Genomic DNA, 25,762 nt, shown 5'->3' with positions numbered 1-25,762 from the left:
ATGCAACGAAGAAAATTTATAAAGCAAAGCGTCCAAGGTAGTATCGCTTTATCTCTAGGAGCAACTGTTCTTAGTTGTGTAGAACCCAAAAAAACAGCTACAATGAATAACACAACAAAACCTGTATCAATATGTACTTGGGGATTTGCCAAAGCCAATGAAACAGCTGGACTAGCTTTAGAGAATGGTCATAACGCACTCGATGCTGCTATAAAAGGTGTAGCAGTCGAAGAAGAGAATGTAAAAAATACAACAGTTGGTAAAGGTGGTGCACCAGACCGTGAAGGAAATGTCACACTAGACGCTTGCGTAATGAACAGCAATGGAGATGCAGGTGCAGTAGTTTGTGTGGAAAATATAACTAATGTTGCTGCACTAGCCAAAGTAGTTATGGAGGACACTCCACATGTAATGCTAGCAGCAAAAGGTGCCGAAGAATTAGCTTATGAAAAAGGGTTTGTCTCAGAAAATTTGCTTACGGAAAATTCAGAAAGAGCCTATAGAGAATGGCTGAAAACAAGTGAATATAAGCCTATCATTAACATTGAAAATCACGATACCATAGGAATGTTATGTATGGATACTAACGGTGATATTGCAGGTGCTTGTACAACATCGGGATTATCTTATAAAATGCGAGGTAGAGTAGGAGATTCTCCTATAATAGGATCAGGGTTGTTTATTGACAATGAAATAGGTGGAGCAGCGGCTACAGGTATGGGCGAAGAAATCATGAAAACTGTAGGAAGTTTTCTTATCGTTGAATTAATGCGTCAAGGAAAATCACCTCAAGAAGCTTGTGAAGAAGCTGTACAAAGAGTAGTTTCTAAAAATTCCGGTTACAAAGAGTTTCAAGTTGCTTACATAGCCATGAATAAGAAAGGTGAAACAGGTAGTTACTGTATTCATCCAGGATTTGCTATGATGCAGTATAAAGATCAAAAGAATACAAGAATAAAGTCTGACTCGTACATCAAAAAGTCATAATATGGCACAAGATAAAAAATACACTAGTGCCTTTGCCATTGTAACTACTCTGTTTTTTCTATGGGGTTTTATTACAGTTCTAGTAGATAGTTTGGTACCTAGATTAAAAGATGTTTTTGAGCTTAGTTATTTTCAAGCTGGATTAGTTCAATTTGCCTTTTTTATAGCTTACTTCATCTTTTCTATTCCAGCTGGTTTTATATTGGATAGGGTAGGATATAAAAAAGGAGTTATAATTGGCTTATCAACAATGGCCTTGGCTTGTTTGCTCTTTTATCCAGCAAGCGAATACAGACTTTTCAGCATATTCTTACTGGCCTATTTTATGCTGGCAGCAGGAATAACTTTTCTTCAGGTAGCAGCAAATCCCTATGTAGCTGTTTTAGGTCCTGAAAAAGGTGCAAGTAGTAGACTTAATCTAGCACAAGCCTTTAATTCATTAGGTACTGCCATTGCACCTATTGCAGGTGCTGCATTCTTATTAAGTGACACTATATTAAGCTCTAAAGAAATAGACGCCTTATCAAACGTAGCCAAAGAAGAATACTATCTGAGAGAAGCAACAGCCGTTCAAGGTCCATTTTTACTTGTGGCAGGCTTCATTTTTTTATTAGTAATAGGATTTATTTTTATACAGCTACCAGCAGTAAATGAGGAGAAAAAAGGAACCTATTCACAATTATTATCTAAACCTATTATTTGGCTAGGAGCAGTCGGAATTTTTGTGTATGTAGGTGCCGAGGTTGCTTTGGGTAGTTATATGGTTAATTATTTTATAGAAAACGATTTACCTGTACATATTCAAAATAGCACATTTATGAAAACCATCGCTAGTACCATTTTAGGCAAAAATGATCTAGCACTTGTAGATGCCAAAGCTGTTGTAGGCGCCTTTGTTTTCTTTTATTGGACAGGTGCTATGATAGGACGATTTATAGGTTCTTATCTTACGCGTATCTGGCGACCTCATTATGTTTTAATAGGATTTGGAATTTCGGCAGTAATTATGATTTTACTTTCGATTGTTACCGATGGTTTGTGGTCTATGTGGACGATCTTATTGGTAGGTCTTTTTAATTCTATAATGTTTCCGACCATCTTTTCATTATCTCTTGAAGGATTAGGTGACTTAAAAGCCAAAGCATCAGGAATATTATGTACAGCTATTGCTGGCGGAGCTATAATACCGATTTGTTTTGGAGCTCTTATTGATTTTTCAGGATTTAATCTGGCCTTGTTATTACCAATTTGTTGTTACTTATATATAGTTGTTTTTGGTTTTATTCGTAAAACAACGTGACAGGTACAATTCAATTTTAGCATAGATAAATAAAAAGCCGCTAGTAATTAAACTAGCGGCTTTTTAATATGAATAAGGTCATCTATCTGTGACCAACCATTTCTTCTGGTTTAACCCATTCATTAAACTCCTCTTCGGTCAAATAACCTAGGGATAAGGCAGCGGCTTTAAGTGTAGTGCCTTCTTCGTGTGCCTTGTTTGCTATTTCTGCAGCTTTATAATATCCTATTTTGGTATTAAGAGCTGTTACAAGCATTAACGAATTATCTAATAGATTTTTGATTCTATCATAATTAGGTTCAATACCGCTAGCACAATTTTCATCAAAACTTCTACAGGCATCACCGATTAAAGTTGCACTTTGTAAAACAGCAGCAGCCATAACAGGTTTAAAAACATTAAGTTCGTAATGACCTTGAGTTCCACCTACGGTAACCGTTACATCATTACCCATTACTTGTGCACAAACCATTGTTAAGGCCTCACATTGAGTAGGGTTTACTTTTCCTGGCATTATTGAACTTCCTGGTTCATTTGCAGGTATAATAATTTCACCTATTCCACTACGAGGACCAGATGCCATTAATCTTATGTCGTTTGCAATTTTATTCAATGAAACGGCAATTTGTTTTAAAGCACCATGCGTTTCAACTAGAGCATCGTGTGCTGCTAGTGCTTCAAATTTATTTTTTGCAGTTATGAACGGCAGTCCAGTAAATTCTGCAATGTACTCTGCCACCTTAACATCGTAACCTTTAGGAGTGTTTAAGCCAGTACCTACAGCAGTTCCTCCTAAGGCAAGTTCACTTAGATGTTTTAATGTGTTTTCAAGGGCGATTATTCCGTGATCAAGTTGACTTACATAACCAGAAAATTCTTGACCTAATGTAAGAGGTGTAGCATCCATTAAATGGGTACGACCTATTTTTACTACATTATCAAATTCGATAGACTTATTATGCAGGGTATTGCGCAATTGTTTGATTCCTGGAATGGTATTTTCAACTACCTTTTTGTAGCAAGCTATATGCATACCAGTAGGGAATGTATCGTTTGATGATTGAGATTTATTTACATCATCATTTGGTTGTAAAGTTTTTTCTCCTTCACCAATTGTTTTTCCAGCGAGTTGATGAGCTCTATTTGCAACCACTTCGTTAACATTCATATTTGACTGAGTACCAGATCCAGTTTGCCAGATAACTAGTGGAAATTGATCATCATGTTTACCTTCTAGAATTTCATCACATACTTGACCTATCAAATCCCTTTTATCTTCGGCTAGTACACCTAGATCGCAGTTTGCATAAGCGGCAGCTTTTTTCAAGTAAGCAAATCCATACACAATTTCTAACGGCATGCTTCCTGCAGGACCTATTTTAAAATTCATTCTAGAGCGTTGGGTTTGTGCGCCCCATAATTTATCAGCTGGTACCTCAACAGGTCCCATAGTATCTTTTTCTATTCTGTATTCCATTGGGTTGAATTTTGCACAAATATAAAACTTGATTAGAGTTCTATTTATAAGGTAAGGTTAATGATTTCAGTAAAGTATAGGTTGGTAGTATTTACGCTTTCGCGAAAGCGGAATTAACACCAGGTTTATCAACAATAAAATGTTTATAAATCTTAAGTGTAGTTTTCTATTTTAAGACAAAGCCCTTATCTTTGCAGCAATAAACTAAAGAACATGTTTGAATTTGATCAATTTTTAGGTTTCGGTGCATTTTTCATCATTCTTTCAATAGGATTCTGGTTGATGATTCTACTTACAGTAGTGATTATTCCTTACTGGATTTTTGGAAGTACAATGGAACGTATGAAGATGAAAAGAGAAGCTAAGAAGAAAAACTTAGAATCTTAATTTAGATTTATATACATAAAAGGCACCGCTTCTTTATTCAGAAGCGGTTTTTTTATGCCTTTTAATTAGATTAAACCTAGTATAAATAAACTTTGCGTGTAAAACAGTAGTCCACTATTTTTACACCTATAATTTAAATAAACAATATGGGAAGAGCATTTGAATTTCGCAAGGCACGTAAAATGAAACGTTGGAGTGCTATGTCCAAAGCCTTTACAAAAATAGGAAAGGACATTGTAATAGCAGTTAAAGAAGGTGGACCTGATCCTGATAGTAATTCTAGATTAAGAGCGGTAATTCAAAATGCAAAATCGGTGAACATGCCTAAGGCAAACATCGAACGAGCAATTAAAAAAGCAACTGACAAGAATACAGCAAACTTTGATACGGTCTTATTTGAAGGATATGCACCGCATGGTATTGCTGTTCTGGTAGAAACATCTACAGACAATAATAATAGAACGGTCGCTAATGTGCGCAGTTATTTCAATAAATGTAATGGAAGTTTAGGCGTATCAGGAAGTGTCGAGTTTATGTTTGATCACAAATGTCATTTTAGAATTGCTGCTGCCGATTACGACCTAGAAGAATTGGAACTAGAGCTTATCGATTTTGGCGCCGAAGAGCTGTTCAAAGATGAAGCCGATGAGGAAGATGAAAACTCTCAAGATGGAATCATGATTTATGCAGAGTTTGCAAATTATGGTGCTATACAGAAAGCTCTAGAAGAAATGGGTGCAGAGATACTTAGCTCTGACTTTGAATACATCCCAACTGTTCAAAAAGATCTTACTGAAGAACAAAGGGAAGATGTAGACAAATTATTAGAAAAGTTAGAAGAGGACGATGATGTGAACAATGTGTATCACACCATGAAAGAAGAGTAGTTAGTCGACAATTAAAGTTTCTTAGAAAACTTTTTTATGTCCGACTTTTTATTTTGTAACTTTCAATCTCTAATATAAAAATGAATTTAAAATGGTAAAGCAAAAATATCAAAGCGTTCTAGATTTAGGTGAAAAACTAAATATCGAGAACGGCGACGTACAAGTGAACGGCGACAAATTAGAAGTAAGAGGTACTGCAAAAACTCAGTATGAAAAAAACTTACTTTGGGATGAGATTAAAAAGGTAGGAGGAGAATCACCAGCTGATATAATGGCTGATATTAAAGTTGCAGATGAGTCTGTATATGCTTATCACACAGTAGAAAGTGGTGAGTCTTTAAGTAAGATTGCAAAACACTATTACGGTGACCCAATGAAATACCACCAAATTTTTGCTGCAAATGATGATGTTCTTAAAAATCCAGACGTGATTCATCCAGGTCAAGAATTGAAAATTCCTAATCTATAATTGTATTAGATAGAATATAAATATTAAAACCGCTCTTTAAGAGCGGTTTTTTGTTATCAATCCTTCTTGAATTTTCATTTGAGTGAAACTCTCTAATTCTTCCATAAAAGAAAAGAAATGAGATTTTAAAAGATCATAATGTTCCTCAAGTTCAATAGGAGCAAAGTTCATTTTACTTTTTCCTTTTGTACGTTTGTTCATTTGATAGAATATACTGGAAATACCATCTATTGTTGCGTACTGTAACAGCCAGTTGTGCTCCATCATAATAGGTAAAAATCGTTGAACTTTCTGTGGTAGGACTGGATAATATTCCTTAAGATCTCGATAAAACTCTAGACTAAACTGCTCTAAAGGTGTAGTGTGAAATTCTTCCCAATTTGCCGCTAAAAAATGATCATAATATAAGTCCACAATTACACTGCTCCAAAGACCATATTGTTCTCTAATAAGTGATTTACTTTCCTTAACTATTGGGTGTGTATCGGTATACGTATCTATATGTCTATGTAGAATAATTCCAGCAGCAACCTCCTTTGGAAACATTTTGAAGTTTTTACCGCGCACGGAATCTGCTATAAAATTCCCTATTCTAAGCTCAGTATTTTCTCCTGATAAATAAATATGTGCGAGATAATTCATGTTCAATTTTTGAAAGCGTATAGACTAGCTTTACTTTTGCAGTAAATGTAAGGCTTAAATATGACGTTAATAAAATCAATATCAGGAATTAGAGGAACAATCGGTGGTAAACCCGAAGATAATTTAACACCACTAGATGCGGTAAAATTTGCTAGCGCCTATGCTATGTGGTTAAAGGACTATTCAGGAATTGATACTCCTACAGTTGTCATTGGAAGAGATGCTAGATTAAGCGGTTCAATGATACAGGCCTTGGTGCAAAATACAATTATCGGTTGTGGTTGTAATGTTATAGATTTAGATTTAAGTACAACTCCTACGGTAGAAATTGCTGTACCACACTTTAATGCAAATGGTGGGATTATTCTAACAGCAAGTCACAACCCAAAACAATGGAATGCTCTTAAACTACTTAATAGCAAAGGAGAGTTCCTAGATGGTGTTGAAGGGCAAAAAATATTGGATATTGCTGCTGCCGATGATTTTGAATACGCACAAGTTGACGACCTAGGTACGGTAACACGCGTAGATAATTTCATTGATGTTCATGTAAAGGAAGTGATTAACATGCCAATAACTAAGGTTGATGCTATCGCTTCTAAAAAGTTTAAAGTAGTAGTAGATGCCGTAAACTCTACTGGCGGTATTGCAGTTCCTGCCTTATTAAAGAAATTAGGAGTTGAGGTGATAGAAATGTACTGTGAACCTACAGGGCATTTCCCTCACAATCCAGAACCTCTTAAAGAACATTTGACAGAATTATGTGCTGCAGTAGTAGAACATAATGCAGACTTTGGTATCACCGTGGATCCAGATGTTGACCGATTAGCATTTGTAGATGAAAAAGGAGAAATGTTTGGTGAAGAATACACGCTTGTGGCATGTGCAGATTACATCCTAAGTGAGAAAAAGGGAGATACTGTTTCTAATCTTTCAAGTTCAAGAGCATTAAGAGATATAACTCAAAAACATGGTGGCACGTATCATGCAGCTGCCGTAGGTGAAGTAAATGTGGTAACCAAAATGAAAGAGGTTAACGCGGTAATAGGTGGTGAAGGAAATGGTGGAATTATTTATCCAGAATCTCATTACGGCCGTGATGCATTGGTAGGTATTGCTATGTTTTTATCCTTGTTATCAGGTAAAGAAAGCACTGTAAGTGAATTAAAAGCATCTTATCCAGCTTATTTTATGGCAAAAAAGAAAGTTGAACTGACTAAAGGAATGCCAGTAGATGCGATCTTACAAGAAATTCAAAACAACTATCAAAACGAAAACATTACCTCTATTGATGGTGTAAAAATTGATTTTCCAGAAAATTGGGTACATATGAGAAAGTCAAACACTGAGCCTATTATACGTATTTATACAGAAGCACAATCACAGGAAGTTGCTGATAAGTTAGCCGATAGATTTATCTCTGAATTGAAGGAGATAGCTCAACGTCACGCTTAACATCCTGAAGGGATGTCTTCCATCTTTTATGCGACCAGAGGTAATACTCTGGTTGCATTTTTATTTGATCTTCTAGTAAAGAGAAAAACTTATCCGTTACCAACCACTCTGGTTCTTTAGAGGCGTCGTCCGTAATTTTATGAAATGTTGTTTCATAATAACCTCTTTTAATTTTTTTAATTGCAAGGAAAAAGACAGGAAGACCATGCTCGGCAGCAATGCGTTCTCCACCTCTGAAAACAGCGCTAGGCTTGTTGAAGAAATTGGTAAAGTATTGAGATCTTGCTCGTTTTGGAGCTTGGTCTGCTACCAGTGCAAATAAACAACGCTCGTTATCTGCCTTTTCAGACATTACTCGAGTAGCATGTCTCATTGGAACCATGGTAGACCCAAATTTCTTTCTAATATCTGTAATCAGTTGATTAAATTTTTTATTCTTAATAGGTTTATAAATAGCATACACATTAAAATGTAAAACCTCGTCCAGTACCATGGACCATTCATAGCTACCTGCATGACCAAATAAAGCTACAATTGATTTGTCCGCTTTCGCGAAAGCGTTAACCATCTCAGCATTTGTACAAGTAAATCTTTTATGCATCTCTTCCTTACTTATATGTAAGGATTTCATCATCTCAATAAAAATATCACAAAAGTGTCGAGTACTTGCTTTAGCGATTCTTGTAACTTCTTTTTCATCAAAGTGAGGAAAGGCCGTTCGTATGTTACTCTTTGTAACCTCTTTGCGATATCTTATAATGTAGTAAAGTATAAAATAAATGAAATCACTTAATCTATAAACCAGCCAAAATGGTAAGACAGATACCAATCTAATTAATGCATAAGCTATATAGAATAAGAGGTTTTGCATGTGCGTTATTTTTTTAGCAAATATACTATCTTGTCCGTTCTCAAGATTTAATGAATTCTATGGATTTAGTCACTTTATTTGTTATTGGCGTTACATCATTAGTCAGCTTTAAGGCTTTTAATGATCGGTATTTCTTTGATCGCTTTAAATTTAATATTGCCGGAATAGAGCGTGGTGAACAATGGAGGTTTTTTACAAGTGGTGTTTTACATGCAGATTTACAGCATTTGTTTTTTAATATGTTTACCCTTTTCTTTTTTGCCGATGAAGTTGTAGGTTCTTTTAATAGCGTGAAATTTTTAATTATCTATTTGGCTAGTATGTTAGGTGGTAGTTTTTTGAGCTATATCATTAATAGAAATAATTATGCCTATAGTGCTGTAGGGGCAAGCGGCGCAGTTTCTGGAATTATATACAGCGCTATATTGTTGGATCCAACAATGCGTATTTATTTTGGTATTCCAGGATGGATATTTGGAATAGGATACATGATTTATAGTATCATTGGAATGCAGCGCAAGGCCGATAACATTGGACACGATGCGCACATCGGTGGTGCCATTACAGGTTATCTTATTACTCTTCTATACGATTATAATATTATCCTCGATCGACCTTTTGTGGTAGGAGCGATGCTGTTACCCATTATTGCCGTAATAATTCTTATAAAAATGAATAAGGTTTAAGAGCCCAATAGCTCTTCTAGTTTATTGTGCAACTGTTGGCCACGTAAATCTTTGGCCACTATAACTCCATTTTCATCCAATAAGAAAGCTGCAGGGATAGCATTAACATTGTATTGTCTAGCAATAGGACCAAAGTATTGAAGTCTACTTATATGATCCCACGTTAGATTATCTTTTTCAATGGCTTGTTTCCACTGTTCTTCAGCTCCTGGTTTATCTAGAGAAACTCCTAGTATACCAAAACCTTTGTCCTTATATTTTTGATAAGCATTTACAATATTAGGGTTTTCTCTACGACATGGTCCACACCAACTTGCCCAAAAATCGATAAGTGTGACCTTATTTTTTGCAATTACTTCTTCAAGTTTTATGACCTTACCGTCAGGATTCTTCCCTTCAAAGTTAGGTGCTTTTCTTCCAATTCCTACAGACTCTATTTTACGTAAATAATCATCAATCCTAATTGAAAGTTCTTCACGTTGAACATCTGCACTGAACTTATTGAATTCTTGCCTTGCATCAATAGGATCGATTAATTTTGAACTCATTAAGTCACCTAAAATTATAGGACTTAATAGAGTGTTTTTATTTTCTGAAATATATTTTTTAGCTTCAGAAACATAGAGTTTTTCTTCTTCCTTCCATTGTTGCATTAACGTGTTTAATTCTTCTAATTGACCAGATCTTTGAAAATTAGAACGCTGCTGACTAAAGGTTTTTGACTCTGCTCGGTATTCATCCTGTATTGCTTTATAGGTATTAAACTGATCATTAAGTTTACTTCCCTTAACAGTACTACTAAATATAGAGTCTTTATTCACTTTAACTTCTACCGGATTATTATCATGTAAATAAACAATACTTCCATTTGAACCATCTACATTTAAAAAACGAATTTCCGGCTTTTTCACTTCGTCAACGGGATCAAAATGAAACGTTTCATTTATTACGACAGCTGTATCTATAAACTGTTGCTTTCCATTTTCACCTACTTTACCATAATAAACTCTCATACCATTTAACACACCTGGAGCATTTCCATTTATCATATGTTTATCGGTAGTTTCTTTGTTACAACTTACCAATACGGTTACAATCATTAAACTGTATAAAAACTTCATCTTTTTATTTTAAGTGGCACAATATACAGAGCAAAGTTAAAACATGGGTTAAACTTATCTAAAACATCAGCCTATTCTCACAAGTTAGATTAGCAAAAAAGTTAACTTTGCAATAATGAAAGAGGAAAAGGAATTTTTTCAAATAAAACTTAATTTTAAGTCTTTGCTTGAAACTTATGTAGAAAAACTGGAGTTAGAAACTTCTAATTTCAAAAGGCTCTATTTGTCCTCATTAATTCAATTTGTTGAGAAAAATGAAGCCCTTTATACTGAGGTACCTATTGATAAGATCGCTCATTATGAATCTGATATAGATACTGTTCTTACAGATCTTTTTCCTACCGCATTGACTTTAAATGAAATTAAAGCGGCAACCGTACCTTTTTCGGATCAGATTTTCAATTTGACTACAAGATTTAAAAATATTATCAGTGAAGCTGGTGATGATTTTAAATTTGATGTAATGGAATCATTTTCCCAGGATAAATACCGAATGGCATGCGGTGCGATCCTTAAAATTTTCTACGGAAGATTTGTAAATTTTTCCAAACCCTTACAAGTAAGTATTAAAAATGCATCGGGAGCACTTAGAACTTATCGCATTACTTATAATGCCGATTTTGTTAGGATTAGTCTCAATGATGAGAAATACAGGTTGAGTGAAACACAAATAGCTCAATTATTAAGAGAACATGATAACATGGAACTGTGGAAAGAATATTTTCCACCGCAAGCATATTCTTTTGAAGGTTTTGGAATCATTTCTCTTACCGATGTTACCATAGATAATGCAATTTCAGAATTAAAAACCATTTTCCTTAATGGTAAATCAATGGGTGATACCCAAAATGACAAAGTAGAATCAATTTTTCGAACTATGTTTGGAATTGAGGATTTAAGAGCTGGGTTTACAAGCTTTAATCACTACGATAAATCATTTGAAACATTAATGTACGGTGATGTAGTAAGTTATTTATTGGGTCAAAGTCATGAGAAAAACTGTGAAAATGCCTTATGTAGAGGAGCTTATAAAAATTTAATCAACGATTTCACTCCATTAGTCATTTCTGATGTTGAAGAGTACTTGAACACAGTTCAAAATACTTTCCTTGCAGAAAACCTTATGAATAATGGCATTAAAAGTGCCACCTTTTATCCTGTTCATGAAAACGATCGCTTACTAGGTATTTTAGAATTAGTTAGTGGTAAGGAATACGAACTCAACAACTTCAATGTAAGTTTGTTAGATGCCGTAGCTCCTTATCTTAAGGCGGTTTTATTAAACTCTGAACGTGAATACGAAAATAGTATTAATGCTATAATTCAAACAGAATGTACATCCATTCACGATAGTGTAAAATGGAAATTTGAAAATGAAGCCAGGCGTATTCTTAAATCACGTAGCGATGGTGGATCTGCACAATTTGAAGATCTAAAGTTTGAAGACGTTTATCCTTTATATGGTCAAATTGACATTGTTGGTAGTAGTGACACGCGTAACAAAATGATTAAAGATGATCTTTTGAGTCAACTTGAAGAGGTTGAAGATATTTTCGCTTTCGCGAAAGCGCAGCAACCATTACCACTTTATGCACAACTTGAATACCGAGTACACAAATACGTAAAGGAGCTAAGAAAAAAAGAGCTAGATGCTAATACAGAAAGAAAGATCATAAAATTTCTAGCAGAAGAAATTCATCCTGTGTTTAATCACTTCAAACAAATAAATCAAGAGATAAAACAACAGATTGAAACTTATGAAAGTTTCTTGGATCCTAACGAAAATGTAAAACATAGTCGTAGAATTGATTATGATAAATCAGTTCAAATTATGAATGATGCAGTAGCTGGTGTTTTGGATAAAAGACAAGTAGAAGCACAACGTATCTATCCTCATTTCTTTGAACGTTTTAAGACTGATGGAGTAGAACATAACATTTACGTAGGTAACAGCATTACCACTGCAAATGACTTCAATCCAGTATATCTTTATAATTTAAGGCTATGGCAACTACAAGTTCTTGTAGAACTTGAAAACAAATTTTACGAGCTTCAAAAGGAATTACCTGTAAAAATAGAAGCAGCTTCCATGATACTGGCATTTGAGAATACCCTTACTATACGCTACCGAATTGATGAGAAAAGATTTGATGTTGATGGTTCATATAACGCTCGTTATGAAGTTGTGAAAAAAAGAATAGACAAGGCTTTAATCAAAGGAACTAATGAGCGTATTACACAACGTGGTAAAATAGCTATTGTTTACGCGAGTAAGGATATGGAAAGAGAGTATTTACGCTACATAGATTTCCTTAAACACAACAACCTTATTGAAGATAAAGTTGAAAAGCTAGAACTTGAAGATGTTCAAGGAGTTGCAGGATTAAAGGCATTACGGGTAAGTGTACTCTATAACTTTTCAGACAGTCAGACTACACTTACCTATAACGATCTTATTAAGGAATTGCAGTTCTAATTTGTTGAAAATCGGTAGTGTAAAAAGCAATCACAAATGATATTACGCTCACGATAATTCCAACCATGAAGATGGTATAGGTCCACCTTAATAAGGTATACTTTCTATTGAGAACGACACCTAGTAGCCATAAATCTTTAAGCAAGCTTTCGTAGACCTCTTCCTTATTATCTAAAAGCCCCATTAAGGCCTCTCTATATTTTTTAAAAGGTACCTTATGAAAATTACCAAAAAATAATAAGTTCACTTCTCTATTACGGACTTGTTCGTCAGTAAACTCACCTGATGTGACATTAGGTCGCGTACTCATAATAGATAGTATAATACTCGCGACCGAGAATAGTATTAATATTAATGTGGGAAACAACAAGTGTCTATTTGTTGGTGCGTCTAGCTTTGGAATTATATTAGCCAGTGCGAGAGATATAATAATGGCATTGACTGATAATAGAATATTGGCTTTAGTATCTGCTATATCAGATAATTTGATATGATTACGTAACGTCGTTCTAAAAAGTGTTTGAATAGCTCTTTCTGGAGATTGATTTTTCAAATCCACCTTAAGCTGTTCTTTTTTAATTTTATTTTTACTCTTCTTTTTCTTTTTTAAAAGTCTAAGCAGGTTTTCATTCTTTGATTTATTCCAATTTTTAATAGCGTAATCACTATAATATCTATGAAACTGTGTAAAAAACTTAATGTTTTCTGCTCGCCACTCTTTATTTGTATATAATTGACCTCTTAATTCTAACTCCTTTTTTAATAACTCGCTCGTTTCTTTATAATAATCCTTGGCAAAATGCGAGCTGTCGGCATCTAGAATGATTTCCTCTAATTTATTTTGAGGTAATCTATCGCACTTTGTGACCTTTATAAGTGTTACAATTTGTTCAATAATAGCCTGATCGACGTTATGTTGTTTCAGGTAAGCCTCTGCCATTTCAGCACCAACTTCCTCGTGATTTTCATCACTTTGAGTATAACCTATATCATGAAGTAACGCTGCTAAAGTAAGTATCTGGGCTTCTTTAACATCTATTTCGGAATTGTCAATGATTTCCTTTATACTTTTAACTACGCGTTTAGTATGAGTATAGTTGTGATACACATATCTTTCGTCTAGGTTTTTCTTGAATAAATTCAATACGTAATCGTCAGTAATTTTAATCAGGTCATCCATAAAAAGTGTTTGCATAAAAATAGTAGTAATATTCACTGCATGAAAAAAAATAACATATTCTTAGGTCTTATAGCTTTAATCCTTGCCTCATGTGCTAGTTTCAAAGCTCAATATAAGGAAGAAAATCAATCAGTTTTTCCTAATAATGAATCCATAGATAAAAGTTTTTATTTAATAGGTGATGTAGGATTATCTCCTATGAACGGTAAAAGTGATGGTTTATTAGCCTTGGAGTCTTATTTAAAAGATCAATCTATTTCAAAAGATGATCATTTAGTTTTTCTAGGTGATAACATTTATCCTACGGGAATGCCTAAAAAGGATGATGAATTTAGACCTTATGCCGAAAATCATTTGAATGCTCAAATAGAGGTAGCAAAACAATTCGGCGGTCAGGTATTGTTTATTCCAGGTAATCATGATTACTATAATGAGGGACTTGATAATGTTGAACGAGAGAAAGAGTATATCGTTGAGGCGATGGGTGATAAAGAAGTATGGCAGCCCAAAGTAGGTTGTCCTATAGAACTTAGAGAAATAGAAGACGACGTTCTCATGCTTATCATCGATAGTCAATGGTATCTCGCAAAATGGGATAATTTACCTACTATCAATGATGACTGTGATCAAATTAAAACAAGAGAACAATTTTTCCTAGAAATAGAGAGCGAACTAAAAAAAGCTCAAGACAAAACAATTATAGTTACGTTACACCACCCGTTGTATACTAACGGTATACATGGTGGTCAATATGCAGCAATAAAGCACTTATATCCTTCTCAAAACAATATTCCGGTACCGGTTCTAGGCTCTTTAACATCACTTATAAGAACAAGTGGTGGAGTAAGTGCACAAGACAGACAAAATAAAAGGTATCAACAAATGGCCGACCGTATTGCAACACTTATACGTGCAAGTGCTGCCAACCGTGTAATTGTAGCAAGTGGTCATGAACACACTTTACAGTATATTGAAAATGATGGCGTACGACAGATTGTTTCAGGATCTGGAAGTAAACAAGGATATGCCGCACTTAGTAACGATGGTTTGTTTTCTTATGGAGGTAAAGGTTTTGCTAGACTAGATGTAATGAAAGACGGTAGTTCCTACGTTAGGTTTTACAGTTTTGAAAATGGTACTTACAATCTGTTATACACCAAACAGGCAATTGAACCACAGGAAGATTTTGATTTAAAATCATTACCTGAAGATTATCCCGCTTTCGCGAAAGCGAGCATCTACACCAAAGAACAGGTTGATAAATCAGGATTACATGAATCTATATGGGGTAATAAGTACCGCGATCTTTATGGAACAGAATTGAATGTTCAAGTAGCTATGTTAGATACTTTAATGGGTGGACTTACAGTAGAACGAGGTGGTGGTGGCCATCAAACAAGATCATTGCGTTTAGTAGCAAAAGATGGTAGAGAATACAACTTGCGAGCATTGAAAAAAAGCGCTGTTCAATTTTTACAAACCACTGTATTCAAAGAAGATAATATAGCGAGTAGTTTTGAAGATACAGGAGCAGAAGATCTTATTTTTGACTTCTACACAGCTGCACATCCCTATGCTTTTTTGACGGTTCCTACACTCGCTAGCGCCATTGACGTGTACCACACAAATCCGGTGCTTTACTACGTACCAAAACAACCGGCACTAGGCAACTACAACAAGGAATACGGTGATGAATTATACATGCTCGTTGAACGACCAGAGGAAAATCATAAAGATTTAGAATCATTTGGTAAGCCAAATGATATAGAAAGCACTGCCGATGTCTTTGAGCGATTAAGGAGAGATGAGAAATATAAAATTGATGAAGAATCCTATGTAAGAGCCAGATTATTTGATATGCTTATAGGCGATTGGGATCGTCATGCAGATCAATGGAGATGGTCTGAATTTGAATTGGAAGATGGAACTCATTTGTTTAAACCAATCCCTAGAGATAGAGATCAAGTATATTCCAATTTTGACGGTGCATTGTTTGCCACATTAAGAGCTATGATAGGAATTACTAATCAATTTGCTACTTATGATGAAGATATTAATAACCTAAAATGGTTTAATACAGCTGCCACCTATCTAGATCGTAATTTATCTCAAAATTCTGGGAAGGAAGTATGGCTAGAGCAAGCGGCATTCATTCAACAAAACCTGACTGACGAAGTCATTAATGAGGCTTTTGATAAGTTACCACAAGAAATTAAAGCTGCTGAGAGTACAGAAGTCATCAAGAAGAATATGCGAACTAGACGTGATAAAATGGTCAAAATAGCTACAAAATACTACGATATTATCTCTGATCTAGCTATTCTTACCGGTACTGATAAGGATGATTTTATAGACATTGAAGTGATAGACAAAAACTCTACTAGGGTTTCCATATACAGAAATAAGGATGGACAACGAGCAGATGTTGTGGCCCAACGTACCTTTTATAAAAATGAAACTGATGAAGTATGGGTTTATGCGCTAGATGATGATGATGTAATCACTTCAACTGGATCAACAAAATCAAGAATTAAAATTCGAGTAATCGGTGGTCAAAATAATGATATTTATAAAATGGATAATGGTAAAAATGTATCTATCTATGATCACAAGTCTAAACCAAATAGCATCGAGAAGAAAGGGAATGCTAGATTAAGATTGACAGATTCATATGATGTTAATTTATATGATCCAAAGAAACAAATAAGTACAGCAGGAGCTTTTACGCCAGGTATTGGATTTAATCCTGATGACGGTTTTAGAATAGGTATTCAAACAAGTTATATCGTCAAAGGATTTAATAGAAACCCAAATACTCGGGAGCATAGATTTAAAGCCGGTTACTATTTTGCTACACAAGGATATGATATTAATTACAACGGTGTTTTTGCTGGAGTTTTTAATCACGGTAATTTAATCGTTAAGGGAAGATTTGCAGGTCCAACATTTGCGGAAAACTTTTTTGGATTTGGTAACGAAACCGTAAATCTTGATGATGAGTTGGATTTTGATTACAACCGTGTGCGATTAAGTGAAATTTCTGGAGGAATTGGTTACAGTTACGTAGGTGAATACGGTTCTAATTTATCTGCGACTTTTGAAGCACAAGGATTTCAAGTAGAAAGAGATGAAGAACGATTCTTAGCACAATCAGGCTTTGATAATCAAGAAGATTTCTATGAGCGCAATTGGTATGCCGATTTAAGTGCAAGATATAATTATGAGAGTTATGATGTTAAATTAAACCCTACTCGAGGTATGATATTTGATCTCGTGGCAGGTGTTAATACCGAATTTGATGATTTAGAAGGTTCTTTTGGGTACTTAAAACCAAAATTAGGATTTCATAATGCTATTAGTCGTGACAGAAAATGGGTTTTAAAAACTCTTTTACAAGGTCAAGTCAATATTGGTGATGATTTTGAGTTTTTTCAAAGTGCTCAATTGGGTCAAAACACAGGTTTAAGAGGTTACCGTTTACAGAGATTTTCAGGAGAAAGTGCCATGGCTTTCAGTGGTGATGTAAGGTATAGTTTCAATGAATTTAATTCAGGTTTTGTTCCTCTACAAATTGGAGTATTTGTAGGTGGTGATGTAGGTAGAGTATGGTTAGATGGCGAGGATAGTTCAAGATGGCACAATGATTATGGTGGTGGATTCTATGTTAACAGTGCCGAGGCAATAGGAGCAACCTTTAATTTATTTCATGGTGCTGATGGATTTAGATTCAGTTTTCAGGTTGGATTTAGCTTCTAACTTATATTTTTATCACTTGATATAGATAATCTTTACATGATAAACAAAAGTACCAGCATTTCACTTATTGCAATAGGTAGTTTACTAGTGCTAATAGGTCTTTTATTTTACGCTTTTAACATTGCAGGATCTATCGGTATGTTTGTGTTGGGTGGAATATCCGAGGTTTTAGGGATTGTATTTTTAGTCTTACACTATAAGTCAAAACGATAAATATTACCATCGCTGTGTTTGTTCTCTTCATCTGCTATAAACAGTTCGGAGTCATTAATAAAACTAATTGCTTCCTTTTGTGAGAAGTGATCCAATTTATATTCGGTCACCTGGTACTCCTTAAAATCCCTATCATAATCTGTTAGTATGATTACCTTATCGTAGGTTAGTAAAGCTATTTTGGTTTTAAATACATCAGCAGCAGTTACTTGACAATCATCTTTATCATTACAAATTTCAATTTCTGTTAGTTTTTTTGCTTTTTGTGGTATAGTTGATATCGGGAATGTATAAACCGAAGTTTTTCCATTAAAGTCTTTAGATCGATTACGGGTAAAGATGTAAAAATTGTTATTTAATACAATTAGCGATTCAGCATCAAAAAGTCTCTCTTTCTTTTTTGGAGGAAACTCATCTTGATCTTCGTAATGAAAGGGATGCGCAACAGCATTCAATTCAACTTTACCAGATAGTTGTTCTATATTTTTAATAGAAGCCTCATAAATGACTAGATCTTTTCTTTTATTATAATTATTACCGGTATCGGCGATATAGATATTAGTAATACTTCCGTTTTTTATAACAGCCATATCTTCCCAATCTACATTATTCCATTGATCACTATGTAACTCTGCAACAACACCTTTATTGATATCGCACAAGTAGATTATTGATTTTCCACCGCTATCATTTAATGCCAAATACATAGTATTGGAAATAAATTCCATTCCACTACATTCATCTATAACATCTGGCAAGTTTGCAACAACTTGAAGCTTATCATTTTTTAGGCAACTTGTAGAAATAAAAAAGGATAATAGAAGAAGAAAATATGCTTTCATGGGTGATTTTAACTAATTAAAAAAAGAAACCGAGCTAGACAGTTAGTCCAGCTCGGTAGTTTTATAATTTCAAAAGTATTAGATAGATTTATGAGTATCGCTTGTATTCATTACCCATGCATCTAACATCCAACTTTCTTTTTCTAGTTCTCTAATGTAAGCTCCTATTAAATCAATAGTACCTTCATCACCAGCAGCATCGGCTACTTCAACAACCTTTCTCATTTGAGTGATCAATTTTCCATGATCGGATAACAGTTGTTTAACCATTTCAACATCTGTATGTTCAGATTTTGATTCTTCGATAGAAGATAACTCTAAATATTCTGATAGGTTAGAGGTAGGTTGATATCTCAAAGTTAAGATACGTTCTGCTATCTCGTCTACTTTGATTTTAGCCTCATCGTACATCTGTTCAAACTTTTCGTGGAGATCGAAAAAGTTATGTCCTACTACATTCCAATGAAAATTACGTAGTTTTTGGTAGTATAAGTGGTAATCTGCCAGTAACACGTTTAATTCTGTAACGGTTGTTGCTGTTTTTTGTTTATCTAAATTTAAATAACTCATATTTGTATTTGTTGTTTGGTTTTTTGTTGAATTTGATTCGGTATGTGTAGTAGTAACAGGCTCTTTTAAATCAAATTGCTCTGGTCTACTACGATCTCCAAAATCACTTAAATATTGTTCTCTATTTTTAGGTTCAAATTTCCTTTCCATGTTTTTATTTTAAAGATACATCATCATAACGTTTAACATCCGTAAGGTAACGTTAAACGTTGTTTATATTATCCTAATGCCATCTTTAGGCATAGTCACAAAGAACCTTTCAAAGCTGTCTTCTGCGACCTGTTTCCATAGCATGGGCGCATATCCTCTTTTCAGACTTTCTTGGACTATGGGAAGTATGGTTGAATGATTGTAGGAAACTTCTAGTTCATGAGCATGTGATTTCCATAAATGCTTGTGAGGTAAAAAATAGGTGTGTGATGAGTACGCTTTCGCGAAAGCGTTATAATCCAAATAGTATCCTGAGATACATGCTTTATTTATAAATAGAAATGGTTTGTTCCAATGATCTTGCGGAATAAAAACATGGGCAAGAAAGCAAACTTGCTGTTTTAATGCATCAACATTAATATCTAATTTCTCAAGAATTTTTCTAGTTTGTTTACGATATAAAAGTGGTAATTGATGCTGCTGTAGTCGGTGAAACTTTTTAAGAAAAGTATCACGTCTATTAGGTCCTACATAACGAGATAGCTCCCTAACCCTAGAATCGTCCAATAGGTTTGATTTACCTATTGCGCAAGGATCATAAATATAAAATTTGTAAACCAACTCAACATGTAATTGCTTGCCAGTAATTTTGTTTTGAAGTATATAGTCTATTTCACCTAACGTCTCCTTATTACTGAAGATTTGTTCGTTTGAAAGTAAAACATCATAATTTTTAGATTGCTCTACGCAAAACTTAAAAAAATATTCTGCTCTTTTTCCTAGTACAGTATTAGGTGGAATATTGGGTAAATCTATTTTTGAAGTTGACTCCTTAAGATGTGAGAAATCTAAGCTATCCAGAGCAAACTGTTCCATTCCCGATAGATTACCCTTCCAGAAATTTCTGGTTGTGAAAAAGGCCTCAAATCGTTTGTAGGTGTCGTTCATTTACTTGAAGTCGCATAAAGCTGCTTGAGATTTCAAAAAGCTGCGACTGCTAGGACCTAAGTTAAATAACAAATCTAGACCAGACAAGGGTTGCAAAAACCCGTGTTTCTCTTGAAAAACTTGAATGTAAGACTGATATATGGGATGTTTATTACCCTTGGCGGTGATCAGTTTCTGAGCCTTGATATCTCCTTGATAGTTACTGGTGTAACTTATTTTTGGTAAAATTTGTAATTGTTCTAATAAAAACTGTGTACAGCTTAAATTCCATTTCATCAAAGAAGATTCCTCTTTGGCATAGAGTTCTAATAGACCCTGCTCATAATATTCATAGTAAGGACTGTTTTGATAAGCACTTTTTATTGCCCTTAAATGATTGAGTTTCCATTTTTCAGAATAGTCAATTTCAATACTTGAGTACGGCACCGATGAACCTGACTTTTGATGAATTATGGGAATGCTAAGAGCGTTTTTGCCATTAGTAGTTGCAATAACACACCTGTTGCGATAGGTTTGTTTTACGTAATTGTCGTGAATTTCAAAAACAAGTTCATCACAGTGATAGGTGTTAATTAGACTGATAACATCCATAAAATAACTAGGATGTACAATCAACTGTGCCCTGGATTCCATCACTATTACTTGTTACCTTTCTTCTTTTTGTAAAGGTATCTACCTGCAAAATATATACCTATAGCTATTACTACATAAAGCAAGTATGATTTTGGTTTTCCATCACCGTTTACGGTTTGAATCATACGATCAGTTCTTAGGGCTGAAGGGAAACTTTTACTAGTATCATAACTAGCCCAAATAAGAACTGGCTTACCTACTATGTGCGTTTCAGGAACGTAACCCCAATAGCGACTGTCCAAGGAGTTATCTCGGTTATCTCCCATAAGCCAGTAGTAATTTTGCTTAAAGGTGTAACTAGTAAGTGGCTTTTCATTTAATAGAACCTGATTTCCTTTAAATGAAATTGTATTAGAAATGTTCATTTCGCTTCCCTCGTACACCTCAATTATTTCTTTATAGTAATCGATGTTTTGATTATTGATTTCTACCGTCTGATTTTTTGCAGGAATTAGAAATTCTTTTCTTGTACTACTGTTATTACCAGTCGATGCGTTGTATGGGAAAGCTCTATAATCAGGAATTCCAATTTCAATTTTTTGGAAATTAGATATTACGCCATCTGCCTTTAGCTTTGCCATAGATGCCTTGGTAGCAGAGTTAAAACCTATACTATCAGGATATTTATCAGGATGTATAGTTGCATATCTCAAACCATCAGTTATATCATACTTTTCTCTTAATATCGCTGGATTACTAAGAACATTACGGTCAATAGGAGTGAAGGCGTACGCATTTTGAAGTTTTGCGCGTTCTGGCATTTCAAGTAGTTCACCATTGATATAAACTTCACCATTTTTCATTGAGAGTAAATCACCAGGGATTCCTACACAACGTTTTACATAATTTGATTTCTTATCGATAGGTTTATAATAATATTTACCGTCATCTTGGCCATAAATATTTACACTGTCTACAGGCCAATTAAAAACTACAATGTCATTGCGTTTTACGTCTTGAAAACCTGGTAATCTAGTATAAGGTAGTTGTGGTCTAGGTAGATAACTTTTTACATTTACTACTGGAATCGTATCGTGCACCATAGGAAATGCAATAGGAGTCATAGGTAGTCTAGCACCGTAATGAAACTTACTTACAAATAACGCATCACCTATTAATAAGGTTTTTTCTAACGATGAAGTCGGAATAATAAAAGGTTGCATGACATAAGTGTGAACGATGGTCGCTGCAATTACTGCAAAAAGAATACTATTTGTCCATTCACCAGCTGCCGTTCTAGGTTTAAGCTCTCTATCTTTAATATGATTAAGTGGTTGTGCATAGTTAACGTAAAACAAATAAAGTCCTAGTGTAAGGATTACCAGTACGGTATGTTTAGTTTGATTGTATCCAAAACTGCGCAGTAAATCTACCCAGATAACAATAAACATAATCAGGTTAACCACTGGAAGGAATAATAGCAAAACCCAGTACCAAGGTCGGTTAATAATCTTAGTCAGTATATAAGCGTTATAAACAGGTACAAAAGCTTCCCAAGGCTTATGACCTGCGGCCACATACATCTTAAAGGTAGCTAACCCATGAATAATTTGTATTACTATAAAAAACAGGAACCATTCTGTCCACTCCATAATTTAAATATCTTGGTATGTAAGTAAGGTTGTATCTATATAAGTTACAATCCTAATACATCTTTCATTGTAAAAACTCCTTTTTTGCCGTGTATCCATTCTGCGGCTATTACAGCACCTAGTGCAAATCCATCACGACTGTGAGCTGTATGTTTAATTTCAATTTCGTCAATATCGCTACTGTAAAAAATACTATGTGTTCCTTTTACATCTTCTTCTCTAATAGCGTCAATAGTCACAATTTGTTCATCGCTAGTTTGTTCCAGTGACCAATTACTTTTTTTAAGAGGATCTTTAAGACCTTCAAATAAAGTGATTGCTGTGCCGCTGGGTGCGTCCTTTTTTTCGGTATGATGAATTTCATTCATACTCACTTTGTACTCTTTAAATGTACTCATCATAGCTGCCAGCTTCTTGTTAAGTTCAAAAAATAGGTTAACACCGAGAGAGAAATTTGATGCGTGAACTAAACTACAGTTCTCCTTTATTACGAGGTTTGAAATATTATCCAGGTTATCATTCCAACCCGTTGTTCCACAAACGGTTGGGATATTCAACTTAATCAATTCATTTAAGTTGTTAAGAACTGATTCTGGCGATGTGAATTCGATAGCAACATCGGCGATTTGTGCTTGTTTCATTTGATCATTCCTGCCTAATCGAGCTACAATTTCATGTCCGCGACTTGTTGCAAGACGTTCAATTGTTTTACCCATTTTACCATAACCAACTAGAGCTATCTTCATTTTAAAAATTATAGGTTAGAGAAAATCCAAAATTGCTACCTGCACTTAGATTATTATAATCAATATAGGGTAAAACAGCAAGATTGCGATCTACACTAAACTGACTTAAATGGCCATCAACATTGGCATCGATAATTTGTAGGACATAAGCTGCTGCTGCTAGCAACAAACTTAATTCTTTGTTACGTTGTGATACTTTTTGGGCACGTTCTAATCCTTGAGTAGAAATGATAGGATTACCATTCTCGTCAGAGAATTCATCATTGGTACCACCGGCAAGCCTTATTTTAAAAGCATCTCTTAATCTGTTGTATTCGTTGTCATTTCTTATGTAGAAATATACACTGGTACCTATAAGGCCATAGGCTATTGGTACTTTCCAATATTTTTTATTATAAACTTGTCCCATACCAGGTAATATAGCACTGTAAAATGCCGCTTTACTTGGTCGGTTTGCATCGTATACAATTGGTAGCGTATCGTTGGCAACAAGTACGGTGTTTAAGTCCTGTTTTTCAGGTGTATCATTAGGGTCATCCTGGGCATGACACCATGCAGAACTTAAAATTATAAATATGTAAACGAGGTGCTTAACCATTAATCAACTTGACAATACGTTCAAAATCTGCCTTTGAAGCATAATTAATGGTAATTTTTCCTTTCCCAGAACTATTCATAGTAGTAGATACTTTGGTGTCCAAATGTTCTCCTAGCTTTTTAGTTTGAGATTCTACTTTTTCTGGAAGAGAATTCTTTTTAGTTTGCTTTCGCGAAAGCGTACTATCCTTAAGCCCTTTAACTAGTTTTTCAGTATCTCTTACCGATAAATTATCTGAAATTATACGTTGATATATATCCAGCTGATCATCTAGGCTATCGACATTAATTAGAGCACGACCATGACCCATTGAGATAAAACCATCCCTCATACCAGTCTGAATAATTGGATCTAATTTTAATAGTCGCAGATAGTTTGCGATAGCACTACGTGATTTTCCTACACGTTCACTCATTTGTTCTTGCGTAAGACTGATCTCGTCGATAAGTCGCTGGTAGGATAATGCAATTTCAATAGGATCTAAATCCTGACGTTGAATATTCTCAACAAGCGCCATTTCTAGCGATTCTTGATCATTTGCTATACGTACATAGGCTGGAATAGTGGTGAATCCTAGCATTTTTGAAGCACGACAACGACGTTCTCCCGATACTAATTCATATTTTCCAAACCCTTTTTTACGTACCGTAATGGGTTGAATAACACCTAATTCTTTGATAGAAGAGGCAAGCTCTTTTAAATGCTCTTCATTAAATGAGGTACGTGGTTGAAACGGATTCATCTCTATGTCTTCAAGAGGTAAATCAACTACGTTTCCTACAATTTTGTCTGCGTTTTTATCTTGTGCGGTATTTATTTCATTTGTCTTATCATTTAATAAGGCAGATAAACCGCGACCTAAGGCCTGTTTTTTTGTTGCTTTGGCCATGAGTTATGCGTTTTTATTTATCAATTCGTTTGCTAGACTCAAATAGTTCTCCGATCCCTTGCTGGATGCGTCATAATTAATGATACTTTCTCCATAACTAGGAGCCTCACTTAAACGAACATTACGTTGTATAATTGTTTTAAAGGTCAAACCTTCAAAATGCTGATTAACTTCTTCTACTACTTGATTGGATAATCTTAATCTACTGTCGTACATGGTAAGTAGTAATCCTTCTATATCTAAATCTGGATTGTGAATTTTTTGAACACTCTTAACTGTGTTTAATAATTTGCCTAATCCTTCAAGAGCAAAGTATTCACATTGAATAGGTATTAACACAGAGTCACTTGCAGTAAGAGCATTTAAAGTAAGTAATCCTAGAGAAGGAGCGCAATCTATAATTATAAAATCAAAATTATCCTTAATAGAGGATAAGGCTTGCTTCATCATGTATTCTCTTCGGTCAATATCTACTAATTCAATCTCTATAGCGACTAAATCAATATGAGCTGGAATTATGTGAACGTTAGGAGCATTAGTTTCCTTAATTAATGACATGGCCGGAGTGGAATTCTCTATCAACTGGTAGGTTCCTGCTTCTATAGTCTCTACATCGAGTCCTAATCCCGATGTCGCATTAGCTTGTGGATCAGCGTCTATCAATAAAACCTTTTTTTCCAATACACCTAGCGATGCCGCTAGGTTTACTGCTGTTGTTGTTTTACCTACACCACCTTTTTGATTAGCTATTGCTATAATTTTACCCATGCTTTTGTAAAGAAAATGTGAGCGATAAAAGTAATTATTTAGTTCTTATTTTTACTAGTCTGTGACGGCTATTTATTAACCTAGGTTTAAGCTGTTTTAACTCAATCGTTTATATAAAC

23 protein-coding genes are annotated in these 25,762 nt (G+C 34.7%); 9 read left to right on the top strand and 14 right to left on the bottom strand.

The genetic code is table 11. The features are described from left to right. Together I5168_RS10675 and I5168_RS10670 are read left to right on the top strand one after the other, a co-directional pair. A complete protein-coding gene (locus I5168_RS10675; RefSeq protein WP_431471751.1) occupies positions 1–987 on the top strand; it encodes an isoaspartyl peptidase/L-asparaginase family protein in 987 nt (328 codons plus the stop codon). A 1-nt stretch (position 988) separates the two neighbouring features. Further along, positions 989–2,287: a sugar MFS transporter gene (locus tag I5168_RS10670; protein WP_431471750.1), complete on the top strand. Its 1,299-nt coding sequence runs from the start codon at positions 989–991 to the stop codon at positions 2,285–2,287. A gap of 82 nt (positions 2,288–2,369) precedes the next feature. On the opposite strand, the gene fumC is transcribed toward I5168_RS10670, so the two are convergent. Beyond that, entirely contained in the window at positions 2,370–3,764 is a 1,395-nt protein-coding gene (fumC, locus tag I5168_RS10665; RefSeq protein WP_060522581.1) for a class II fumarate hydratase, read from the bottom strand. A 213-nt stretch (positions 3,765–3,977) separates the two neighbouring features. Between fumC and I5168_RS10660 the strand changes: the two genes are divergently transcribed. From I5168_RS10660 to I5168_RS10650, 3 genes are all read left to right on the top strand, one after another. Then, complete coding sequence (locus I5168_RS10660) at positions 3,978–4,151, top strand: hypothetical protein (RefSeq protein WP_167341914.1); 174 nt, start codon at positions 3,978–3,980, stop codon at positions 4,149–4,151. Between the two features lie 146 nt (positions 4,152–4,297). Continuing rightward, entirely contained in the window at positions 4,298–5,038 is a 741-nt protein-coding gene (locus I5168_RS10655) for a YebC/PmpR family DNA-binding transcriptional regulator (protein ID WP_060522580.1), read from the top strand. A 91-nt stretch (positions 5,039–5,129) separates the two neighbouring features. Further along, on the top strand, positions 5,130–5,507 hold the full coding sequence (locus I5168_RS10650; RefSeq protein ID WP_105018891.1) for a LysM peptidoglycan-binding domain-containing protein: 378 nt from the start codon (positions 5,130–5,132) through the stop codon (positions 5,505–5,507). 36 nt (positions 5,508–5,543) lie between these two features. Here I5168_RS10650 and I5168_RS10645 read toward each other — a convergent pair whose 3' ends face one another. Beyond that, positions 5,544–6,149: an ACP phosphodiesterase gene (locus I5168_RS10645; protein ID WP_431471749.1), complete on the bottom strand. Its 606-nt coding sequence runs from the start codon at positions 6,147–6,149 to the stop codon at positions 5,544–5,546. 60 nt (positions 6,150–6,209) lie between these two features. Here I5168_RS10645 and glmM point away from each other — a divergent pair, with 60 nt between their 5' ends. Next, entirely contained in the window at positions 6,210–7,604 is a 1,395-nt protein-coding gene (gene glmM, locus I5168_RS10640) for a phosphoglucosamine mutase (RefSeq protein WP_431471748.1), read from the top strand. Here glmM and I5168_RS10635 read toward each other — a convergent pair. Next, positions 7,564–8,484: a lysophospholipid acyltransferase family protein gene (locus I5168_RS10635; protein ID WP_431472768.1), complete on the bottom strand. Its 921-nt coding sequence runs from the start codon at positions 8,482–8,484 to the stop codon at positions 7,564–7,566. The genes glmM and I5168_RS10635 overlap by 41 nt on opposite strands. A gap of 50 nt (positions 8,485–8,534) precedes the next feature. Here I5168_RS10635 and I5168_RS10630 point away from each other — a divergent pair, with 50 nt between their 5' ends. Beyond that, a complete protein-coding gene (locus I5168_RS10630; protein ID WP_431471747.1) occupies positions 8,535–9,161 on the top strand; it encodes a rhomboid family intramembrane serine protease in 627 nt (208 codons plus the stop codon). Here I5168_RS10630 and I5168_RS10625 read toward each other — a convergent pair. After that, positions 9,158–10,282 (bottom strand): redoxin domain-containing protein, encoded by a 1,125-nt coding sequence (locus tag I5168_RS10625; protein ID WP_431471746.1) that lies wholly within the window; start codon positions 10,280–10,282, stop codon positions 9,158–9,160. The two genes, I5168_RS10630 and I5168_RS10625, sit on opposite strands and share 4 nt — an antisense overlap. 115 nt (positions 10,283–10,397) lie before the next feature. Here I5168_RS10625 and I5168_RS10620 point away from each other — a divergent pair, with 115 nt between their 5' ends. After that, positions 10,398–12,758, top strand: a complete 2,361-nt coding sequence (locus I5168_RS10620) for a GAF domain-containing protein (protein WP_431471745.1) — start codon at positions 10,398–10,400, stop codon at positions 12,756–12,758. Here I5168_RS10620 and I5168_RS10615 read toward each other — a convergent pair. After that, complete coding sequence (locus I5168_RS10615) at positions 12,739–13,938, bottom strand: Pycsar system effector family protein (RefSeq protein ID WP_042278761.1); 1,200 nt, start codon at positions 13,936–13,938, stop codon at positions 12,739–12,741. The two genes, I5168_RS10620 and I5168_RS10615, sit on opposite strands and share 20 nt — an antisense overlap. A 39-nt stretch (positions 13,939–13,977) precedes the next feature. Between I5168_RS10615 and I5168_RS10610 the strand changes: the two genes are divergently transcribed. Continuing rightward, positions 13,978–17,694 (top strand): metallophosphoesterase, encoded by a 3,717-nt coding sequence (locus I5168_RS10610; protein ID WP_431471744.1) that lies wholly within the window; start codon positions 13,978–13,980, stop codon positions 17,692–17,694. A 194-nt stretch (positions 17,695–17,888) separates the two neighbouring features. On the opposite strand, the gene I5168_RS10605 is transcribed toward I5168_RS10610, so the two are convergent. The 9 genes from I5168_RS10605 to I5168_RS10565 all read right to left on the bottom strand — a co-directional run bounded on the left by I5168_RS10605 (position 17,889) and on the right by I5168_RS10565 (position 25,643). Continuing rightward, complete coding sequence (locus tag I5168_RS10605) at positions 17,889–18,749, bottom strand: hypothetical protein (RefSeq protein WP_431471743.1); 861 nt, start codon at positions 18,747–18,749, stop codon at positions 17,889–17,891. A gap of 78 nt (positions 18,750–18,827) precedes the next feature. Continuing rightward, positions 18,828–19,319: a Dps family protein gene (locus I5168_RS10600; protein ID WP_042278762.1), complete on the bottom strand. Its 492-nt coding sequence runs from the start codon at positions 19,317–19,319 to the stop codon at positions 18,828–18,830. 213 nt (positions 19,320–19,532) lie between these two features. Beyond that, on the bottom strand, positions 19,533–20,417 hold the full coding sequence (locus I5168_RS10595; protein WP_431471742.1) for a DUF1853 family protein: 885 nt from the start codon (positions 20,415–20,417) through the stop codon (positions 19,533–19,535). Next, the gene (locus I5168_RS10590; protein WP_431471741.1) at positions 20,418–21,050 is read right to left on the bottom strand and encodes a WbqC family protein; all 633 of its coding nucleotides are present in this window, start codon (positions 21,048–21,050) and stop codon (positions 20,418–20,420) included. Between the two features lie 5 nt (positions 21,051–21,055). Beyond that, on the bottom strand, positions 21,056–22,642 hold the full coding sequence (gene lepB, locus I5168_RS10585; protein WP_431471740.1) for a signal peptidase I: 1,587 nt from the start codon (positions 22,640–22,642) through the stop codon (positions 21,056–21,058). A gap of 44 nt (positions 22,643–22,686) precedes the next feature. Further along, entirely contained in the window at positions 22,687–23,388 is a 702-nt protein-coding gene (gene dapB, locus I5168_RS10580) for a 4-hydroxy-tetrahydrodipicolinate reductase (RefSeq protein ID WP_431471739.1), read from the bottom strand. Between the two features lies 1 nt (position 23,389). Beyond that, positions 23,390–23,986, bottom strand: coding sequence for a DUF5683 domain-containing protein (locus I5168_RS10575; protein ID WP_431471738.1), 597 nt, complete (start codon positions 23,984–23,986; stop codon positions 23,390–23,392). Continuing rightward, on the bottom strand, positions 23,979–24,875 hold the full coding sequence (locus I5168_RS10570) for a ParB/RepB/Spo0J family partition protein (protein ID WP_105018903.1): 897 nt from the start codon (positions 24,873–24,875) through the stop codon (positions 23,979–23,981). The genes I5168_RS10575 and I5168_RS10570 overlap by 8 nt, the downstream gene beginning before the upstream one ends. A gap of 3 nt (positions 24,876–24,878) precedes the next feature. After that, positions 24,879–25,643 carry a ParA family protein gene (locus tag I5168_RS10565; RefSeq protein ID WP_042278694.1) on the bottom strand — a complete coding sequence of 255 codons (765 nt, stop codon included), beginning with the start codon at positions 25,641–25,643 and terminating at the stop codon, positions 24,879–24,881. Positions 25,644–25,762: the final 119 nt, after the last annotated feature.

The sequence above is a fragment of the Nonlabens sp. SCSIO 43208 genome (assembly GCF_050703575.1).
Classification (GTDB): domain Bacteria; phylum Bacteroidota; class Bacteroidia; order Flavobacteriales; family Flavobacteriaceae; genus Nonlabens; species Nonlabens tegetincola.
Note: the sequence above shows the minus strand (reverse complement) of the source record. Positions and strands in the feature narration are given on the sequence as shown.

Bases quoted from the DNA above. Each gene is read 5' to 3' on its own strand.
- fumC (WP_060522581.1), bottom strand. From the start codon at position 3,764: ATGGAATACAGAATAGAAAAAGATACTATGGGACCTGTTGAGGTACCA.
- I5168_RS10575 (WP_431471738.1), bottom strand. From the start codon at position 23,986: ATGGTTAAGCACCTCGTTTACATATTTATAATTTTAAGTTCTGCATGG.
- I5168_RS10570 (WP_105018903.1), bottom strand. From the start codon at position 24,875: ATGGCCAAAGCAACAAAAAAACAGGCCTTAGGTCGCGGTTTATCTGCC.
- I5168_RS10645 (WP_431471749.1), bottom strand. From the start codon at position 6,149: ATGAATTATCTCGCACATATTTATTTATCAGGAGAAAATACTGAGCTT.
- I5168_RS10595 (WP_431471742.1), bottom strand. From the start codon at position 20,417: ATGAACGACACCTACAAACGATTTGAGGCCTTTTTCACAACCAGAAAT.
- I5168_RS10625 (WP_431471746.1), bottom strand. From the start codon at position 10,282: ATGAAGTTTTTATACAGTTTAATGATTGTAACCGTATTGGTAAGTTGT.
- I5168_RS10630 (WP_431471747.1), top strand. From the start codon at position 8,535: ATGGATTTAGTCACTTTATTTGTTATTGGCGTTACATCATTAGTCAGC.
- I5168_RS10655 (WP_060522580.1), top strand. From the start codon at position 4,298: ATGGGAAGAGCATTTGAATTTCGCAAGGCACGTAAAATGAAACGTTGG.
- I5168_RS10675 (WP_431471751.1), top strand. From the start codon at position 1: ATGCAACGAAGAAAATTTATAAAGCAAAGCGTCCAAGGTAGTATCGCT.
- I5168_RS10590 (WP_431471741.1), bottom strand. From the start codon at position 21,050: ATGGAATCCAGGGCACAGTTGATTGTACATCCTAGTTATTTTATGGAT.
- I5168_RS10610 (WP_431471744.1), top strand. From the start codon at position 13,978: ATGAAAAAAAATAACATATTCTTAGGTCTTATAGCTTTAATCCTTGCC.
- glmM (WP_431471748.1), top strand. From the start codon at position 6,210: ATGACGTTAATAAAATCAATATCAGGAATTAGAGGAACAATCGGTGGT.
- lepB (WP_431471740.1), bottom strand. From the start codon at position 22,642: ATGGAGTGGACAGAATGGTTCCTGTTTTTTATAGTAATACAAATTATT.
- I5168_RS10660 (WP_167341914.1), top strand. From the start codon at position 3,978: ATGTTTGAATTTGATCAATTTTTAGGTTTCGGTGCATTTTTCATCATT.
- I5168_RS10620 (WP_431471745.1), top strand. From the start codon at position 10,398: ATGAAAGAGGAAAAGGAATTTTTTCAAATAAAACTTAATTTTAAGTCT.
- dapB (WP_431471739.1), bottom strand. From the start codon at position 23,388: ATGAAGATAGCTCTAGTTGGTTATGGTAAAATGGGTAAAACAATTGAA.
- I5168_RS10650 (WP_105018891.1), top strand. From the start codon at position 5,130: ATGGTAAAGCAAAAATATCAAAGCGTTCTAGATTTAGGTGAAAAACTA.
- I5168_RS10670 (WP_431471750.1), top strand. From the start codon at position 989: ATGGCACAAGATAAAAAATACACTAGTGCCTTTGCCATTGTAACTACT.
- I5168_RS10600 (WP_042278762.1), bottom strand. From the start codon at position 19,319: ATGAGTTATTTAAATTTAGATAAACAAAAAACAGCAACAACCGTTACA.
- I5168_RS10615 (WP_042278761.1), bottom strand. From the start codon at position 13,938: ATGGATGACCTGATTAAAATTACTGACGATTACGTATTGAATTTATTC.
- I5168_RS10605 (WP_431471743.1), bottom strand. From the start codon at position 18,749: ATGAAAGCATATTTTCTTCTTCTATTATCCTTTTTTATTTCTACAAGT.
- I5168_RS10565 (WP_042278694.1), bottom strand. From the start codon at position 25,643: ATGGGTAAAATTATAGCAATAGCTAATCAAAAAGGTGGTGTAGGTAAA.